This window comes from Fictibacillus nanhaiensis (assembly GCF_049537595.1).
Lineage (GTDB): Bacteria > Bacillota > Bacilli > Bacillales > Fictibacillaceae > Fictibacillus > Fictibacillus nanhaiensis_F.
Genome location: NZ_JBMULM010000001.1, coordinates 78491 through 97863, shown reverse-complemented (window position 1 = coordinate 97863; position 19373 = coordinate 78491). Strand labels below are relative to the sequence as shown.

Annotated in this window: 16 protein-coding genes; 4 read left to right on the top strand and 12 right to left on the bottom strand. The window is 41.7% G+C overall.

Annotated elements, in window-relative coordinates; translation table 11 throughout:
* Nucleotides 1-4: 4 nt before the first annotated feature.
* The 11 genes from ACOZ9X_RS00425 to ACOZ9X_RS00375 form a co-directional block, all read right to left on the bottom strand.
* Nucleotides 5-2554: a glycoside hydrolase family 38 C-terminal domain-containing protein gene (locus ACOZ9X_RS00425; RefSeq protein ID WP_423416547.1), complete on the bottom strand. Its 2550-nt coding sequence runs from the start codon at nucleotides 2552-2554 to the stop codon at nucleotides 5-7.
* Nucleotides 2555-3910, bottom strand: a complete 1356-nt coding sequence (locus tag ACOZ9X_RS00420) for an FAD-dependent oxidoreductase (protein WP_423416546.1) — start codon at nucleotides 3908-3910, stop codon at nucleotides 2555-2557.
* Nucleotides 3911-3947: 37 nt separating this feature from the next.
* On the bottom strand, nucleotides 3948-4769 hold the full coding sequence (locus ACOZ9X_RS00415; RefSeq protein ID WP_423416545.1) for a carbohydrate ABC transporter permease: 822 nt from the start codon (nucleotides 4767-4769) through the stop codon (nucleotides 3948-3950).
* A gap of 18 nt (nucleotides 4770-4787) precedes the next feature.
* Nucleotides 4788-5732: a carbohydrate ABC transporter permease gene (locus ACOZ9X_RS00410; protein ID WP_423416544.1), complete on the bottom strand. Its 945-nt coding sequence runs from the start codon at nucleotides 5730-5732 to the stop codon at nucleotides 4788-4790.
* Between the two features lie 71 nt (nucleotides 5733-5803).
* Nucleotides 5804-7132, bottom strand: coding sequence for an ABC transporter substrate-binding protein (locus tag ACOZ9X_RS00405; RefSeq protein ID WP_066398243.1), 1329 nt, complete (start codon nucleotides 7130-7132; stop codon nucleotides 5804-5806).
* A gap of 514 nt (nucleotides 7133-7646) precedes the next feature.
* The gene (locus tag ACOZ9X_RS00400; protein ID WP_423416543.1) at nucleotides 7647-10010 is read right to left on the bottom strand and encodes a glycoside hydrolase family 10 protein; all 2364 of its coding nucleotides are present in this window, start codon (nucleotides 10008-10010) and stop codon (nucleotides 7647-7649) included.
* Between the two features lie 175 nt (nucleotides 10011-10185).
* On the bottom strand, nucleotides 10186-10938 hold the full coding sequence (nagB, locus tag ACOZ9X_RS00395) for a glucosamine-6-phosphate deaminase (protein ID WP_423416542.1): 753 nt from the start codon (nucleotides 10936-10938) through the stop codon (nucleotides 10186-10188).
* A complete protein-coding gene (gene nagA / locus ACOZ9X_RS00390; protein ID WP_423416541.1) occupies nucleotides 10935-12119 on the bottom strand; it encodes an N-acetylglucosamine-6-phosphate deacetylase in 1185 nt (394 codons plus the stop codon). Before nagA ends, nagB begins: the two co-directional genes overlap by 4 nt.
* A gap of 32 nt (nucleotides 12120-12151) precedes the next feature.
* The gene (locus tag ACOZ9X_RS00385) at nucleotides 12152-12949 is read right to left on the bottom strand and encodes a MurR/RpiR family transcriptional regulator (protein WP_423416540.1); all 798 of its coding nucleotides are present in this window, start codon (nucleotides 12947-12949) and stop codon (nucleotides 12152-12154) included.
* 15 nt (nucleotides 12950-12964) lie between these two features.
* Nucleotides 12965-13645: an N-acetylmannosamine-6-phosphate 2-epimerase gene (locus tag ACOZ9X_RS00380; protein ID WP_423416539.1), complete on the bottom strand. Its 681-nt coding sequence runs from the start codon at nucleotides 13643-13645 to the stop codon at nucleotides 12965-12967.
* Nucleotides 13646-13693: 48 nt separating this feature from the next.
* Nucleotides 13694-13933, bottom strand: a complete 240-nt coding sequence (locus ACOZ9X_RS00375; RefSeq protein WP_423416538.1) for a hypothetical protein — start codon at nucleotides 13931-13933, stop codon at nucleotides 13694-13696.
* A gap of 115 nt (nucleotides 13934-14048) precedes the next feature.
* Between ACOZ9X_RS00375 and ACOZ9X_RS00370 the strand changes: the two genes are divergently transcribed.
* On the top strand, nucleotides 14049-15023 hold the full coding sequence (locus ACOZ9X_RS00370; protein WP_423416537.1) for a nuclease-related domain-containing protein: 975 nt from the start codon (nucleotides 14049-14051) through the stop codon (nucleotides 15021-15023).
* A gap of 236 nt (nucleotides 15024-15259) precedes the next feature.
* On the opposite strand, the gene manA is transcribed toward ACOZ9X_RS00370, so the two are convergent.
* Complete coding sequence (manA, locus tag ACOZ9X_RS00365) at nucleotides 15260-16219, bottom strand: mannose-6-phosphate isomerase, class I (RefSeq protein ID WP_423418193.1); 960 nt, start codon at nucleotides 16217-16219, stop codon at nucleotides 15260-15262.
* 217 nt (nucleotides 16220-16436) lie between these two features.
* Here manA and pxpB point away from each other — a divergent pair, with 217 nt between their 5' ends.
* From pxpB to ACOZ9X_RS00350, 3 genes are read left to right on the top strand one after another with little or no spacing between them, the layout of a single operon-like run.
* Nucleotides 16437-17138, top strand: a complete 702-nt coding sequence (gene pxpB, locus ACOZ9X_RS00360) for a 5-oxoprolinase subunit PxpB (protein WP_423418192.1) — start codon at nucleotides 16437-16439, stop codon at nucleotides 17136-17138.
* Entirely contained in the window at nucleotides 17135-18148 is a 1014-nt protein-coding gene (locus ACOZ9X_RS00355; RefSeq protein ID WP_423416536.1) for a biotin-dependent carboxyltransferase family protein, read from the top strand. The genes pxpB and ACOZ9X_RS00355 overlap by 4 nt, the downstream gene beginning before the upstream one ends.
* Before the next feature lie 15 nt (nucleotides 18149-18163).
* Nucleotides 18164-19354 carry an NRAMP family divalent metal transporter gene (locus ACOZ9X_RS00350; protein WP_423416535.1) on the top strand — a complete coding sequence of 397 codons (1191 nt, stop codon included), beginning with the start codon at nucleotides 18164-18166 and terminating at the stop codon, nucleotides 19352-19354.
* Nucleotides 19355-19373 lie beyond the last annotated feature (19 nt).

Below are 19373 nucleotides of genomic sequence, written 5' to 3'. Positions count from 1 at the left end.
TTCATTACCGGCCTTTCCTTTTTACACGAATGGTTTTGATTTGTTTAGGGCCAAACGTAATGGCTGTTTGTTTTGCTGCGGAAATACTTGTAATGGTTTTCCCAGTAAAATCAACTTCATATAGCTCTTCAGGATCAAAACCAAGGATTAAATCTGTGTTCACATCCTCAAGCGAAGGATTGAACAGACGAATATCAAACGTATTTTCTTCCTTCAACATGAATGAGGAAAAAGCAACCTCTGCTGATGAAAGTCTAAATAGCTTTTGATCCTCTTTTTTCACATGTGATTGCTGAGTCAACACGTTCTGACGCAAAAACTTTCCGTTGTTTAAACTCATGTTGTTCTTGCCAAGAACCAACCCGTATTCAAATTCATACTCACCGAGACATTGTGCGCCAGGTGTTTCAAAACCTGGTCCAGCCCCATTTCCACGCGTACGCAGATCACGTCTCGACAACCAGCCAACACTGCGGATCACGCTTAAGAAAATGTGGTCTTTTCCTTCAAACGCGTCAACCTCGTACTCTTGCAGACCGCGGTGAAGAAGCTGATGTTCATTTGCAATCACTGTGGATTGAGTCGGATATTGATTCATGACGGCTTCTTTGTTTTTCGGCATATCGTATTTCTTATCTCGAAGCGTTTCCCGTTTTAATAGGTCAAACGCTGTATCTGCATAGCTAATATCGGCTGTTGAGGTTGAAAATCCAACCTTCAGCTTTTGGTCTTTCGCTGTATTGTATACCTTCGTTTTAAAATAGATGAACCGTTTCCCTTTATGAAGGGTAATCGTTGTTTTCATCTTATTTGTGGTTTCCGCCTCACTCGGACCTGATCGGTCTTCGTTCAGTGAAGCAGGCAATCTAATCTCATAATTTACTGTGACGGATTGAAACGTCTCGCCCTTAAGAATATCCGATACTCCAGTAATAACCGCTTTACTCGTTTTATCTTTCAGTGGCGGTGAATAGTTGTACGTATCTCCCGCATCTAAAGAAGAAGTGAAGTGGTGCTGATCTTCATATGTTACGCCTGTTTCTAGGTCAGTGATGGATAAACTGTCCTCATGCCATTCTATTTTATAAAAGTCGTTTTGAATGAATGGCAACGCACGACTTTCCACAACTACGGATTCATTTTTCACAGTGTCGATTCGTAGGGCCTTTATTTCAGCACCATCGAACGGCAGCGAAAAGATAATGTCATAAATCACATAATCCCCATAATGCGGCTCAGCTAAAATATGATGAATAAACTCTTCCCGACGTTCTCTTTTCAACATGTCAAACGAAATCTCCTCTTCGTTATGAAACAGTTTGATCGAACCTTTGTCTAGTGGAGCTGGTATTCGGATCGTTGCTGTTACAGGATAACGTGAAGCAATCGGTGTATTGTTGACTACATATAAATAACGGTTCTCTACTGAATCGTCCAGATACTCAAATGGATATTCATCGTGAAGAATATCTTTTGAGAAACGGCTGATCGCACTTAACACTTTTTGGGTGCGTGTTTCCATCTCATCATGAACAGCATCCACACTGCATCCACAGATACTATCATGAGGCTGGTTTTGTAAAATCAGCTTCCACACATACTCCATGAACTTTGCAGAATCGGAATGACCATTTGTCCAAACGTTTAATGCTTCCATGATTCCAATTGCTTGGTCTTCGCACATTTGGTTCTGATTTTTTAAATACGATCTCGTGGAATACACACCTGGGAGAATAAAGATCTTGGATGGGTCGCGTTGTTCACCTGAAATCGTTGCCTCTGTTTTCAATCCGTTGAAAGAGTTTACGTACTCCGACATCAGCGTTTGTTTAAACGTGATATCTGGCATCTCCTCACTCAACTTCTTCACTCTTTCATTCACATCTGAGCTCGTAAATGTATGGTCCGCTCCGTTCATAATTAAAGCATGGCCAGAAGTTAAATAAGGAGCATTTCCTTCAAGATAGGTTTTCGTCTTCTCTACAAAATCTTTAGATTTAAGGAACGTTTGATAATATCCTTCAAATAGTGGCAAGACAATCGTAAATACCTTCGTTCCGTCTGCACCTTCCCATGTGTTTTCAAAACGGTCTGATATAGCACCACGGAAAATGAGAGCTGAATCGATTCCATAATGGCGTAAGATTTGCGGCATCTGACTGATGTGGCCGAACGTATCTGGCAAATATCCGATGTTATACGGTGAACCAAGTTTCTTCGCAGTGTTTGTTCCGATCTCCAAGTTCTTGACCATGGATTCACCTGAAACGAGGAACTCATCCGCTAACAGATACCATGGACCCACTTCTATTTTTCCTTCTTTTATAAAAGTAAGAAGGCGTGCATACTCTTCATCACTTACGATTTCTTGGTAATCATCCAGAACGATCGTCTGTCCGTCTAAAAAGAAGTTATCGATCTTCCCCTCGTTCAACAGTTCCTGTGTATAGCGGAGACCGTTGCGAAGTCTGAATCGAAACTCTTCAAACGTCTCATACCATTCACGGTCCCAGTGCGTATGGTTCAATATGTTTACTGTCTGTATGTTCTTCATTTAAAACTCCTCCACCATTTGAAGCTGCTGTTTCAGATGTGCAACGTTCAATGTGTTTAGTGCCGTGTTGTTTTTAATTGAGTACGCACATGCCATTCCTGCCGCTTGCCCCATATCACGAACAGTCGGCTGAATGCGAAGAGAAGCTTGCATCAAAAACGTGCTTGAGATGTGTCGGCCAACGACAACTAAGTTCTCCACTTCAAACGTGATAAGTGAACGATAAGGAATTTCGTAATATTCTCCGCGAGAGAACTTCGCTTCGTTTACCGATTCCTTTGTGACGCTGTGAACATCAATGTACCAGTCGCCACGGGCAATTCCATCTTCGAACCGAGCCCGGTCTACATAGTCCTGTTCAGTGAGCACATATTGCCCAACGATTCGGTATGATTCACGAATTCCAAGCTGATTTGCTTCTTTCAATAAAAATGCGTTCTGAAATCCTGGAATGTATTTTGGTAAAAAAAGTGCGAGCCTGCGAATCATTTGTCTTCCTTTTACAACACCCTCTGAACGAAGCTTCGGATCTGTTGTTTTCGTGATGCCTGGAATGTGCGGGCAGTTGAATGACATGACTGTGGGTTTTCCAGGTTGTGTAAACGCTTGAAAGTACCGCAGATCATCTTCTTGTAAATCACCGTTTGCCAGTGCTTTCCGGAAATAAGGCTCTAGCACATGCCCTTTACCTGGAACCATCGCGATCTCAAAAAAGTCAGGATTCTCGATCTTACAAAACGTCTCATTCTGAGAGAGGATAAACGTTCGCAACTCTGGAATATCAATCCCTCCCATTTCAAATCGAAAAGAGATCTGCTGATTTTCACCATCTTTATTTCCGCTCACAACTTCAACACCTGCTGAACGAGAAAGAACGGCATCTGCTGTAGCATCAACAAACGTTTTTCCAGAGATCGCGGCCAATCCGTTGCATGTGTTTACGATGATATGTGTGATTTTCCCGTCTTCCTTTACGCAATCTATAAAATTTGCATCGTAAAGGATGCTGCCTCCACGTTCTGTGATCAGCTGTTCGAGCACATAACTTAGAGACTCAACGTTAAACCAGCTGCATGCTGTCGTTCCGTCGTTCGTTTTAACATTTTCTTTGTTTAAGCGTTCCGTGATCAAACCGTTGATGCGCTGTGTTTTCACATGAGTCGGCATCATAGGAGAAACAAGGGAATTCGTTTGAGTTCCTCCAAGTGAAATGGTTTTTTCTATGACTACCGTGGAGAGATTTTCTTCTAATGCAGAGATCGCTGTAGCAGCTCCTCCCGTACCACCGCCGACCACAACACAATCCACATCATAGATGACAGGAACTTCTCTGCCGAAAAAAGACAAGGTACTCAAATGAATTCACCTCTTAAAATTATTGTGATGTGACGGTTTATCCTTTTACCGCTCCGTCTGTTGCACCTGAAATAAAGTACTTTTGCAGCCAAATAAAAATTAAAAGTGTAGGAATTGTCGTTAAGATGGATGCGGCTGAGATTAATTTTAAATTAGATCCGTCAAAGTTCTGTGAAAGCTGTGCGAGACCGATGGATAACGTGTACATGCTGCTTTCTGTTGAGTTAAGCAGCGGCCATAAGTAATCGCCCCATGTGCCCATGAATGTGAAGATCGCCAGAGTTACAAGTGTTGGCTTCACAAGCGGCAATACGACAAGATACCAGACTTTAAATCGGTTTGCACCGTCTAAATAAGCCGACTCTTCAAGTTCTTTTGGGATACGCAGATAAGCTTGGCGCATTAAAAAGATTCCGAACGCTGTTGAAACCTGCATCACAACAAGACCGATATGTGTGTTTCTTAGTCCGAGTTCTCCTGCCAGCTGAAAAAGTGGTGCCATGTATAACTGGAACGGAACCATCATCGTTGAGATGATGAGTGCCAGAACAACACTACGTCCTCTAAAGTCCATTCGTGCGAGCGGATATGCCGCTAAGCTGCAGAACAATAAGTTTAGAGGAATGGCGATCGCTGTAATAATCGCTGTGTTCATAAAATAAAGTCCAAAGTTCGCTTTTTCAAAAGCCGTTACAAAGTTTGCGAGTGTTGGGTCTTTTGGAAGTAGACTTGTGTATATGCCTTCACTTCCAGATTTCATTGCCATAAACAATGTGATCAAAAACGGTCCGACCGTCAGTACCGTAATGAGTACCATAACGGCGTAAAGCCATATTTTACTGTTTTGCTTTGCTTTCATGAGTTCCCCCCCAATCTATTAAACACGCAGATCGTCTTCGCGTTTACTTGTTAACTTCATCTGTAAAAGCGATGCTGCGATCGCAAGTACGAGCAACACGATACCTGCAGCAGACGCGATACTTACGTCAAGACTCATAAATTTGTTATAGATGTACATAACAAGCGTCGTTGTCGCACCTGATGGACCACCGCCTGTTGTTAATGCGATTTCTTCAAAGACTTTCATTCCGGCAATGATTGTCATAACCGATACGAGTGTAATAGATGGCGTCAGCATAGGAATTGTAATCTTCGTAAACTGTTTCCAAACAGATGCTCCATCAATACTTGCAGACTCATAAACATCCTTTGGAATCGATTGCAGACCAGCTAAATAAATGATCATATAATAGCCAAGTCCTTTCCAAACGGTGATGGCTGCTACGGCTGTTAGTGCTGTTGATGATTGAACCAATAGATTGGTAGGGCCATCGAACACGCCTAGTTTTACTAAAAACTCAGAGATAATACCGCTTTGTGAATAAAGCATCTTCCACATGAGCGCAGCTACTACCATTGGTGTGATAACCGGTAGATAGTAGAGTACGCGGAACGTGCCGGCTCCTCTTATTCTTTGGTTTACAAGGACTGCTAAAATCATTGGTAAAAAGACGTTTAATGGCAGGACAATCACAAGGAAAGTCAGCGTATTGATTAACGCAACCCAGAAATACTTATCTGCAAACATCTCTTTAAAGTTAGCTAGACCAACATATTCTCCAGTACCCGCAATGATTTTATAATCCAGAAAACTCCACTTGAACGCTTCTAGGATCGGATACACTAAAAACGTAGCTAGAATCACGATAGCTGGCAGTAAAAACAGCCAAGGCGTAAGGAACTTCATGCTAAACTTTTTCTTCTTTTTTGTTGCTGTAATTTTTGTTTTTACATTTGGCAGTACAACAGGTTCTCTGTTCATGTTAGAACCCCCCTTTTAAAAAGTAGAGACTAGGCTTTTTGTAAAAAAAGCTAGTCTCTTCATCTACTACATTAGAATGTTACTTTTTCACCTGATTTTTCAAACGCTTTGTTCCACTCAGAAGCTAGTTCCTTTAACGCTTCTTTCGGAGATAATTTACCTTGTAAGTTTTGGATGAAGATGTTCTTTGTTGCTGTACGCAGATCAGCACTGTTTTCTGTTGGAGGAATAAGTACTTCTGCACGGCTTAAAGACTTGGAAGCTTCTAACATACCAAATGCTTTTGGAGAATCTCCTGGATTCTTGAAATAGTCATCTTCTAAAGATTTCTTTGTAGCTGGAAGAACGGTGCCTGCTGTTTTAGCAAATTCTAATTGGTTTTCAGCATTTGATACAAACTCAGCAAGTGCTACTGCAGCATCTTCGTTCTTTGTTTTTGCTGGAACCGCAAAGTTCATAACCGCTACGTTCACTGGTGCATCATCTGCGTTCAACGGCTGTCCTGCTTTTGAAGCTTTGTACACGTCAGGAGCTCCTGACTCAATCGGTCCTAGGAAAGTTACGCCGCCTTCAAGCATTGAAACGTTTCCTGCCATGTAAAGCTCTTGACCTGTTTTAATCGAACCTTCCGCTGCTTCTTGAGGAATGATTCCTTCTTTATACATCTTCTGAGTTGCCTCAAAGAATTCTAATAGATCTTTGTTATCTGCAAACTTTGCTTTACCATCTTCAACGATAGGAGTTCCGTTCGCGATTGAAACCATTTTTTCCATGATCGTGTTTCCGTCATTGATAACCGGGAAGTATGATGGTTTACCCGTTGCGTCTTTTACTTTTTTCGCAGCTTCATAAAGTCCCTTCGTATCGGTAGGAAGCTCTGAAACGCCTGCTTTTGAGAAAGCGTCGTTGTTATACCAAGAAACAGTTGTTGTTAAGTACCATGGCAAAGCGTATAGCTTATCGTCATACATACCAGACTCGTATGGTCCTTCTACAAAAGAGTCCTTCGTCTCGTCGCTCACCGCATCTGTAAGGTCTAAAAGTCCGCCTTGAGCAGCAATGTTAGACATATAGTGTGGATTTAAGTTTACAACATCAGGAACATCGTCACCTGTAAGCGATGTCAAAACTTTTTGCTCCATCTCATTTTGAGGAACGTCTTCGATCACAACATCAAGTTTCGGATGAAGCTTTTCGAAGTCTTTTTCGATGTTTTTGAAGTAGGTGTCAAATGGCTCACCTGCTAATGACGCCGTCCAGAGTGTAACTTCTCCGGAAAGCTCTCCATCTTTAGCTGACCCTTTTGCCTTATCATCCTCTCCGTTGCTGCACGCGATCAAACTTAATGACAATGCTGCTGCTAGTGAACCAGAAACCAATGTTTTTGTACGTTTCTTCACTTTTCATTTCCCCCTCAGAAACATTTTGGTAAGCGTTTTCTTAATAACTCAATTATAAAAGTAAGATTGCGAGATTTCAATCCATTTTAAAAATAATTTTCGTTCAATTTATTTTTCTGAAAATAAATTTCTTTTCAAGTGATTTCAAACGACTACTCTTCTCTCTACGATATTGAAACTGGTGGTTAGCGTAAAATTTCACGGTGCACGTTCTTATATTTATTACACGTTCGCTCAAACCTGGTGTCGTTTCACCCCAACTGACTTGAGTTTCACTCAGAAAAGTATACGTTTCACTCCAACTAGCATGAGTTTCGCGCAGTAGAGTCAACTTTTCACTCCTAATAAATACTATAGCTACTTTAAAAGATAAGTTAATCTCGAGATAACACAGTAAAAATAAAAAGCTGACATCAACTGGCCACTATATGTACCTTTTGAGTCAGCTTCTACAAGCTTTACTTATTAAAATGCATTTATTTAGCAGGGGTTTGTAAAAACTAACCCGCTTTCTTTATTTCTGATGATTTAACGAGTAATTCACCCACGTTTTTGCCTGTAAAAGATCAGCTTTAATTCTCTCTCCAACAACGCCAGCAATTTTCTCTTCTGCCACCGCCTGTTCGACCTTCGCCACTGTAGAATCAAACACGACAGAACTGTTCTCGATATCCTTATCCACAGCTTTATCTAGTTTCTTAATCGCTAGTTTAAGAGATACGCCGTCCTTTTCACTCACTGCACCATGAGGAATATAAATTTTCATTATTTGTTTTTCAATATCTTTCAGTACAGTATGAGTCGCCAGAATTGGTTCTTCACCAGGATTCACTGCCTTCTCACGCCAAGGCCCTTTACCTAAAGCATCTACAGACGGCGCACTCGCTTGACCGAACGCAAACATGTTTACACCGGATGTTCCATATTTCGCAGACATAACATCACTCACGCTCGCCATCTCACTTAAGTGATGATAGAACGAGTAGATCCCTGTGTAGTACATCGTTCCTTCTGGCATAAGTTTTTTGCTCTCTGTTACTGTTTTTTGAATGCTATTGAAGTCGTGTCCATATGCTTGCGGGATAACACCATCGATGTCTTCTTTCCAATCGCTGATCTGTACCGCTTCAGGTCCAGGTTCAGGTGTTGCCGTCAGCATGAACTTTTTGTTCATCTCTTTTGTTTGCACGTGAAGTTTATCAACAAAATCGTTCTCACGCTCTCGCAGCCAATCCAGCCACTTTTCCCACTCAGCAGGTGTCGTTGTTGGTGATAGAGTGTAAGGATCAATGCCTGTCTTCTCTTGATAAAGTTGTTTTGTTTTCTCACTAAAACCGTAGCTTTGCTCAAACTTATGATGCGGGTAACGCATATAATCAATGTTCAAACCTTTAATGTCATAATCGGCCTGCATCTCTTTATAAATATCTAACATAAAATCCTGAACGTCAGGCTGTGCGATATCAAGCCAATAGTAACGGCTTGCTGTATCTGGCTGGAACGTTCCTGTTGTGTTGCTGCGCTGGATCGCTGCCCACTCTGGGTACTTCGCGAATTGAGATGGAACACCTATGCTACTTTCTCCGATCATGAATCCATCGGTCCACGCCTGGATTGTCATGCCGCGCTTTTTCCCTTCTTTTACATAAGCAGCAAGAAGATCTTTTCCGTACTTACCATAATCACCATTCGCAAAACGTGGGTGCTGTGCTGGCAGACCATATTTCTCCATGACCTCACTTGGATATATCGTATAACCCCAAAAAGTTGTTTCTAGATAAACAGAGTTAAAACCCGCTTTCTGCATACGATCAAGGACTTGATTAACTCCTGCTAATGTAGTTTCCTCTGGGCGATACCAGATCGCACGTTGCTCTGCTTTATGAGAAGCAAGTGAATAATAGTACGCGTCATAAGCCGATTGCGTCGCTTGTCTTGTTCTATCCAAAGATTTTACAGGATCGCTTGTTTTGATCGCTTCCGCTTCAGCTAAAAGGGACTCAGCTTTTTGAATCGCAGCATTTGCTTCTTCAAATGCGACATCTAAATAGTCTGTCTTTGCTTTTTCAATCGACGACTTCGCTTGATCGATCGCTTGCTGACTTTGGTATTGGAAACTTTCAACGTCTTGTACGATTTCCACAACACCGTTTGCGCTCACATTAACCTTTGCACCAATAATGGAGTTGGAAGAGATCCAGCTGGAATTCACGCCATGACCGCTCACAACAAAACCGTTCTTAGGAATCTTAGAATTTCCGCCTCCAAGCTTTGTAACATAACCGTTCTCTACTGTAATCTCATATCCATACTGATTCGTTTTTGTGGACTCACCGAACGCGGGAGTATAGACGATCAACTGATCAGGTCCGCGGAATCCATCAAACACAGCTCCACCTGGGTTCGATTCTCTTGTAGGGTCTACCGCATGTGACTGTTTTTGTTCACGTTTTTCAGTTGGCTCAGTTAATGTGACGGACTCTCCTGCTTCCAACTGTGTTAAAAAGTTTCTGATTTCTGTTGTCGAAATATCTCCAGTTGATAAAACGAGCCCGTTCTCAGGGATAGCGCTGTCACCATCTGTATCTTTTACGACACGGTATGTATTTACGCCCGTTTTTTCTAATACGACTTCCATACTTCCCTTTTGTGTTTCGGTGTAATAACTAAATTCATCGTTAAATAAGATCAGCTTGTTATCGTTGGCGATTTGATTTTTGCCGTTGATTGCCATTTGATCACCAGACTCATCTTTCACGGAAAGGACATTGTAAGGTACATTTTCTTGTGCTTTAACCGGACCTGACAGGTCAACTGCCGAGAAAACAAGACTAGTAGCAAGGAGGGAACCCGTTAAGACTTTAAACTTTTTCTTCATAATCAGTCTCCTTTTATCGTTTTGGTAACGCTTTCAAATTATTATAATGTCTTTCTAAATTATTTTCACTATTATTAAATTTTTGAAATTTATTTTCATTTTCTTGTTTAATTAGGACGGACAAGGGGTTTCAGGTTGGAAACACGAAAAAAGACCCTGTTAAAAAAGGGTCTTTTTACTTATGTTTTAAATCTTCTTTTTTTATTAGCGAAAGTGCCTCTTCATCTGCAAGAATCGTTACGTTATGATGATTTTTTAACGCAGATGCTGGCAACTCCTCATCGACTTCATCTGTAGTTAACAATTGCTTCATCACTTCAGCTTTATCAACGCCTGATACCAGAAGAATAATCTGCTTAGCCTTTAAGATGGATGCGATCCCCATTGTAATAGCATGTGTTGGCACATCTTCTAAACGTTGAAAAAACCGTGCATTTGCTTTACGTGTTGTTTCAGCAAGCTGAACGATATGGGTGTGTGAAGTAAAAGATGTGCCAGGTTCATTAAATCCGATATGACCGTTGCTTCCGATACCAAGGATCTGGATGTCTACACCCTCTCCTCTGTTCAGCTCGACATCATACCGTTCGCATTCAGCTTCCAATTCCTCTGCTGTTCCATCAGGGATATGGATTTGAGATTCAGGTACATTAATATGAGCAAATAAATGTTCCTCCATGAAATAACGATAACTATTGGAGTCTTCTGGATCTATTCCAACATACTCATCCAAATTGTAGGTGCACACTCTCTCATAAGAGGTACCGTTACTCCTGTAATCTTGGATCAAGTCCTTATAAAGTCCGATCGGTGTTCCGCCTGTGGCAAGCCCTAGTTTTGCATCTGGCTTAGATTGAACTTTTTCAATAATGATTTTCGCTGCAATAGAGCTCATCTCATAATAATCTTTTACTTCTAAGACTTTCATGCTTCATCACCCCTCCGGTAAGCGAGATTTCCTTTACAAAAAGTCATCACCACTTCATAGTCTTCGTCTAGTACAACAATGTCGGCATCTTTTCCTGGCGTTAGACTCCCTTTACGGTCAAAAACGTTCAGTTCCTTTGCAGGGTTAACAGAAGTCATATGAATGATGTCAGAAATTGAACAGCCGGTAAATTCCATCATGTTCTTCACCGCTTTGTTCATCTTGATAATACTGCCAGCGAGTGTTCCATCTTTTAGAGTTGCTGTCTCATTTTGAACAGTTACCTCCTGGCCGCCAAGATCGTACTGTCCATCTCCGAGACACTTTGCCCGCATCGCATCTGTCACTAGCACGACTCTCTCATTTCCTTTTTGTTTGTATGTTAAAGAGATGAGTTCCGGTCGAACATGGATCCCGTCCGCAATCAGTTCAGTCGTCAGTTCATCGTGTAAAAGTGCCGCTCCGACAACACCGGGCTCGCGATGGTGAAGTCCGCGCATCCCGTTATAAAGGTGGGTCACATGAGAGGCGCCTGCCTTCATTCCGATAACCACCTCTTCATATGTCGCATCAGAATGTCCGATCGACGCAACGATATTTTGTTCTTGCAGATAGGAGATGACTTCAAGACTTCCTTCTATTTCAGGCGCGATCGTAACGAGCTTAATGTGCCCCGAAGCTAATTCTTGCCACTGTTTAAAAAGGTCTAAATCTGGCTTGATGATCGCACCAACTGGCTGTGCGCCCGCTCTTTTTTCAGAAATAAATGGTCCTTCAAGATGAATGCCGAGCGTTTCAGCTGTTCCTTCCACTTGCCCAGCTTCAATAAATAATCCTGCGTTTTCAAGCGCTTTTTCAATTTTGTTCTGCTCTTGCGTCATCGTTGTTGCGAGAAAGCTAGTCGTGCCTTCTTGAGGCAGTGCGCTTGCAATGGTTTGCAGCGCATCAAAGGTAGCGTCCATTGTATCTGCGCCTGCAGCTCCATGAATATGAACATCAATCATTCCAGGAACGATGTGATAAGTTTCAGGAAGTTCGATAACCTCTGTTTGATCGTCACCTGGAAATGAGTTACTCAAATCTATTATTTTTCCATTTTGTATGGTGATTGAGCCTCTATGCATGGTTTGGGTCTCGCCGTAGATCGTTGCATTCTTTAAGATGATTTTTTTTCTAACCATTACACTGCCTCCATTAAAGTGTGGGGAGTACTCTATCTTTCCCGTGATTTGATTGCTTCTACCGTTTCCAAATATTTTTCTTCTCGTTTGCTATCTGATAAAAAATAAAGACTGATCCTGTCTATTAAATACAATGTACTTAAATCTAATCCTGTTAATAGGTGATGATTTCGAAGCGGGTGAACCGTCCACAAAATTACATCAGAAAGCTTGGTGAGTGGCGTTTCCCCGAAAGCCGTAAAAGCGATCACAACAGCACCTTTTTCTTTCCCTTTGGAAATGGACTGAAGTAGATCTACAGTTTGTCCAGAACGAGAGAAGGCAAGGATTACATCGCCTTTTTGCATGAGTGTGCTACGAATAACCATTAAGTGTGGATCAGTAATCGATTCACATACAAAACCCATTCTGCTTAAACGGTAGTTTAATTCTTGTGCCGCTAAACCAGAACTCCCAAGTCCATATATAAAGATCCGCTTTGCTTTTGTCATGTGAGCTAAGACTTTCTGAAGTTGATCTCTGTCTCCCAGGTCCTGGACATCTGTCAGCATATCTCGATAAGAGGAGGAAAGCTGCTGTTCGATCCCCTCTTCTTCCTTGGATTCAGAACCCCCAGCAAGCCGCACTTTCATCTCTACAAAATTCCGGCATGACACCTTTTTCGCAAATCGGGTGATCGAGCTGATCGAAACGCCAGTTATATCGGCAAGCTCCTGAATATGGCTTCGCGAAGCTTTTTCAGGATTGGTCAAAATGTAATTCGCTATTTTCTTTTCCTTATCAGATAGCGTGGAAAAAACGCTTTGTATTTCTTTGAGTAATGAAGCCATTGATAAACATCCTTTTTATTTAGGAATTTGAGCAACAAAACGAGCTGTGATCTGCTGCGGACGCGTAATCGCACCACCTACAACAACAGAATAAGCACCGATTTCAAGTACTTCCCTCACCATCTTAGGCGTCATGATGTTCCCTTCTGCAATCACTGGGATAGATACTTCTTTTAGTACCTCTTTTAAAAATTGAAAATCATTTTCATACAGTTTGTGTTTCTTAGATTCCTCCGTGTAGCCATAAAGAGTCGTAGAAACACAGTCAAAACCTAGTTCCTCAGCATTCTTGGCTTCTTTTACGGAAGAGATGTCAGCCATGAGCTGCACGTTCGAATTCTTCTCTCGAGCGTATGAAACGAGTTCCTCTAGAGTGAGCGCTTTCGGTCTTTCTCTGAGTGTCGCATCTATTGCAATCATTTCACAGCCGCTCTCGATTAATTCATCTATTTCTATTTTTGTTGCGGTGATATAGATTTCGCTGTCATCATAATCTCTTTTCACGATTCCGATAACCGGCAGATCCACTTCTTGTTTGATCGCGAGTATGTCTTCTTTGGAGTTCGCGCGAATACCAGATGCTCCACCCTCTTTTGCTGCAAGAGCGAGTTTGGACATGATAAAAGAGCTATGTAGCGGTTCATTTTCTAGTGCTTGGCATGATACGACTAGACCTTTTTTGATTTGTTTTAACATATGATTTACCTGCCATTTCGTAATTTATGAAAATAATAGTCAAATACATTATAATAATGGTAATAATTTTCTTAACGCTACTAAAATAGCATATTTCCAGATTGAAAACAAAGAAATTTTTATTGTGCATGCAATTTGATAGCTCACAAGTGCATTTACGGTACGTGTTATTTTATTTGTTACACGTTCGCTCAAATCCGACTTCGTTTCACTCCAACTGCGTTTCTTTTCGCTCATTGAAACATCGTTTTCGCTCAAACGGTAACTAATTTCGCTCAGAAAGCTCACTGTTTCACCCAGACTCGTATTTTTCTAATATAAAAACCACAGAATATTTTTTGAAGGTGAAGGATTTTGTCTAGTAATGTAGAAATAATGCTCAAAACTAAAAAGGAGAGATGCAATGATAATAAAAGAAGCTTCAGAGTCTATAAAAATTAGAAAACTAAAGTTGATTTTGAAGAGATTCCCACTCCACCATCCTGTTCGGAATGAAATCGAAGTTGATTTAATTAAAAGTGTGACCGGTTATAATGGTGAAAAATCCCTCGACTATCACATGGAGTTACTTCCAAAAGACGAAACTTACATTTTCCATGATCTTCGCCTGCCTTTTGGGACAAACTACTTTCAAATCGATATCCTCATCTTAACGCGTACCTTTTTTCTCATAGTCGAAGTAAAAAACATGTCTGGCACATTGATCTTTGACCAAGAATTTCACCAACTCATACGAATATACAAAGACAAAGAGGAAGTTTTTCCTGACCCGATCTCACAAGTTTATCGACAAACTCATTTATTGAGAGAATGGCTCCAACAGCAAAAATTCCCCTATATTCCCATCGAATCACTTGTCGTCGTAAGTAACCCCAACACACGTGTTAAAAGCATTACCCAACATAAAGATATTTCAAATGTGGTTACTCATAGTGCGAATGTACTTGCAAAGTTTCATAGCTATCAGAACACTCGAAAGAAAGAAGCGATTTCTAAAAAAGACGTTAAGAAACTATCACGTCTTTTACTTAAACACCATAGCGAACCGAATCAAAACTATTTTAAACAGTTTTCAATTACTGAAGTCGACTTGTTAAAAGGGGTTGCATGTACAGAATGCCTTAAACTGCCTATGATTAGATCGAGGAGAAAGTGGTTTTGTCTAAAATGCGGGCATTATGACAAACTTGCCCACATTGAAGCTTTAAGAGAATTTGCTTTTTTGTTGAGACCCTCTATTACCAATAGTGAATGCTGTGATTTTTTTCAAACCCCCTCACGTCATATCGTCAAACACCTGCTAAATTCAATGGAACTTCCAACCTCCCAATCAGGAAAACATAAAATTTATCTTTTAGATGATCTATTACAAATGTGATGTTCTGTATTCTTACTGTTTTACGGTACGTGTTATTTTATTTGTTACACGTTCGCTCAAACATTGCAGGGTTTCACTCCAAACATTATGCTTTTCGCTCAGTCGACCTCTGGTTTCGCTCCAACGGCACAGCGTTTCACTCCAATTAGCCTCCGTTTCACTCACAAGCCCTCAGTCAATCCTGATACGAAACAAAAAACAACCGGAATTCCAACATTCCGGTTGCTTCATCTTCTCTATATACTTGGATGTGACACGATAAACCGTGCATCACCGTTCATTCCGAAGCTTTTTATTGTTGAAGGGACGATAAAATGATCACCTTTGCTAAACGTAGATGTCGTTCCACCTTCTACCTGCAGTTCACCTTCACCATCTAGAACACTTACGAGCAAATAAGATGGATTTTCCACCTCTGCAACTTCTCCAGCCAGATTCCAATGATAAACGGTAAAATAGCTCTCCTTCACCAGTTTTTTGATTCTCAGATCATCGTTTCCAGACAACACCGGTTCAAAGTCAGCGTCTTCATGTGGAATCATTGCAACATCAATGGATTTTTCGATGTGAAGTTCACGTAAGTTCCCCTCATCATCACGGCGGTCGTAATCATACACTCGATACGTAACATCTGAGCTTTGCTGCGTTTCAAGAATCATCGTGCCTGCACCGATCGCGTGGATCGTTCCGTTCGGTACATAGACGAAGTCACCTGGCTTGATCACCACTTTGCGAAGCAGCTCGTCCCAGCGGTTCTCATTTACCATCTCTTCAAACTGAAGCTTGGAACCCGCATGATGTCCATAAACCAGCTCTGCTCCTGGCTCACAATCGATCACGTACCAGCATTCTGTTTTACCGAACGCCTCGCCTTCCACTTCGCGTGCATACGAATCATCAGGGTGCACTTGAACGGACAGGTCGGTCTTTGCGTCTAAGATTTTTACAAGCAACGGAAAGTCTTCACCCTGTTGGTCAGCAAAAAGTTCTCGATGCTTATCCCACACTGAATTCAAAGTCTCTCCTTTTAATGGTCCGTTCACTACTTCACTCGGTCCGTGCGCATGGGCGGAAATTCCCCAGCACTCTCCTGTTGTTTCTGTTGGTATTTCATAACCGAACTCATCACGAAGCTTTGTACCTCCCCAGATTCGGTCCTTGAATACAGGTTTTAGAAAAATAGGTTCATTATACACGCTTTTCACATCTCCCCACATGGGTATAGTCCCTCCCATTCTAAACGTTTGTTTAAAGATAAACCACCTGATACGATAAAAAAATCGGACTAGAAATTATTACTATCGGGAATCTAAGAATGTAGGTTTGATTTTGCTCCATATTCAGATATACTAGACCTTTATAAATATACAAATATTCTGATTAATTTTACATAAAAAGACAGGAGATCTGATGATGAAATATACCATTGAGCCACTTGGCGATAACAGCATGATCATTGAACTCGGACAAGACATGAGCCATGAAATCCAGCAAAAAGTCAAAAAAGTCTCCTCTTTCTTTGAAGAGAATAAATTTGATTGGGTGATTGAAACCGTTCCTGGTTTTACGACTGTGGCTGTTTTTTATGATCCTTTGAAGATCAAGACAACGACACTTCCTTATGATGAAGTATGCGCATTTTTGGAACCGCTTTTAGAAAAGTTAGAGATTGATGGTGACGCTGAACCTCGTGTCTTGGAGATTCCCGTCTGTTATGGCGGTGAGTTTGGTCCAGATTTAGAGGAAGTCGCAAATCACAACGGACTCAGTGTTGACGAAGTGATTAATATCCATTCGAATGGTGAATACACCGTTTATATGATCGGATTCGCTCCTGGCTTTCCGTATATCGGCGGCATGAGTGAAAAAATCGCAGCACCGAGACGAAGTAATCCGAGACTGAAGATTCCAGCCGGTTCTGTTGGAATCGCTGGTAAACAGACAGGGGTGTATCCGATTGAAACGCCAGGCGGATGGCAGCTCATCGGCAAAACACCGGAAAAACTCTTTACCCCTGAAGGTGAAACGCCTTCCCTTCTTCAAGCCGGTGACCAGATCAAATTTGTACCGATCTCAGAAGAAGAGTTTCAAAAATATGAGGAGGATGCGAGATGATTAAGATTTCAAAGCCTGGCCTCCTAACGAGTGTTCAAGATCTAGGCCGTTACGGATTTCAAAAATATGGTGTGATCACGAGTGGTGTTATGGACACGACTGCACATCGGATAGCAAATTCTTTAGTTGGAAATGATGAGAATGAAGCGACATTAGAGCTTACACTGCTGGGACCTGATATGGAGTTTCATGATGACACGCTGATTGCAATCTGCGGCGGAAATTTGTCCCCTTCCATTGACGGGAAGCCCGTGAAGTTATGGCGCTCAGTGCTGGTGTCTGCTGGCAGCAAGTTAAAATTCGGCGGCTGTAAAACAGGCTGTCGTGCTTATTTAGCTGTTGCAGGCGGTTTTGATGTGCCTGAAGTAATGAACAGTAAATCTACATATTTACGAGCGGGAATCGGCGGACATAATGGAAAAGCTCTGCAGAATGAAGATGAGCTTTCTATTGGGAAGCCGAGTGAACTTTCCGGAAAAATAGCAAAAGTTTTAGCGGCACAGCTTGGAGAGAATAAATTAGTGGAGATGCAATGGACGATCTCGTCTGATTTTATTGGCTCTTCTGCTTCCAAACCGCAAGTTCGCGTCATGAAGGGCAGACAGTATGACTGGTTTACAACAGAAAGCCAGATGAAGCTTTTTACCGACCACTTTGAAGTGACATCACAGTCAGATCGGATGGGGTATCGTTTAAAAGGACCTGAGCTTGCTCTCGAAGAGAAACAAGAGATGCTTTCTGAAGCGGTGAGCTTCGGTACGATTCAAGTTCCGTCAGAAGGCAATCCGATTGTACTGCTCGCTGACCGCCAGACTACTGGTGGATACCCAAAGATCGGGCAGATCGCAACCGTCGATCTATCTATCATGGCGCAGCTGAAGCCTGGAGATAAAGTACAGTTCGTCGAAGTTTCACAAGAAGTGGCCCAACAACTCTACTTAGATCGCGAAAAGAAATTGCATCAATTAAAACAAGGAATCGCACTTAAAATACGACAAGAATCGAAGTAATTTAGGAGGTACGTTATGAAGAAAGAGTCAAAAGCTAGTATCCTTTTAGGAGCTGCGTTCTTGATGGCGACATCAGCGATAGGACCAGGGTTTTTAACACAAACCACACACTTCACGTCCATTCTCGCTGCAAGTTTTGGTTTTGTTATTTTAACATCCATCATTATTGATATAGGCGCACAGATGAACGTATGGCGAATTATCGCTGTCTCTGAAAAAAGAGCACAAGATATTGCGAACGCTGTACTTCCGGGCTTAGGTATATTCCTAGCAGTATTGATTGTTATTGGAGGACTTGCATTTAACATCGGAAATATAGCTGGTGCTGGTCTTGGTTTAAACGTATTGTTCGGCGTCTCTCCTACAATGGGAGCAATACTTAGTGGTGTCGTTGCTATCTTAGTATTCGTTGTACGCGAAGCCGGAAAAGCGATGGACCGTTTCACACAAGTTGCTGGTTTCGTCATGATCGCATTGACTGTATATGTGATGTTCACAGCTCAGCCTCCTGTTGGAGAAGCGGTTGTAAAAACGTTCGCACCTGACACGATTGATATTTTAGCCATCGTCACATTAGTCGGTGGAACAGTTGGTGGATATATCACGTTTGCCGGAGCACATAGGTTGCTTGATGCAGGTATTAAAGGAAAAGAAAACTTAGGTGAAGTAACAAAAGGTTCGATCTCGGCAATAGGAATCGCATCTATCATGCGTATTTTCTTATTTTTAGCGGCACTTGGAGTCGTGTCTCAAGGACTTGCACTTGATCCTAAAAACCCTCCTGCTTCTGTATTCCAATTAGCTGCCGGAAACATTGGTTATAAAATGTTCGGTGTCGTTATGTGGGCAGCTGCCATCACGTCTGTTGTTGGTGCAGCGTACACATCCGTTTCCTTTATCCGTACGTTGAATGCTACACTCGAAAAATATCATAAATGGATCATCATCGGCTTTATCGCCATTTCAACCATTGTCTTCGCACTCGTTGGAAAGCCAGTTGCGATTCTAATTCTAGTAGGTGCTTTAAACGGTCTTATTTTACCGATATCACTCGGTGTGATGCTGATTGCTGCGTACAAACCTAAGATTGTCGGAGACTACAAACATCCGATATGGATGACGGTCTTTGGCGTCGTGATCGTTCTGATGATGGCCGCGATGAGTGTTTACACGATGTACACAGAAGTTCCAAAACTTTTCGCATAAATACTACCATAAAAAGGGG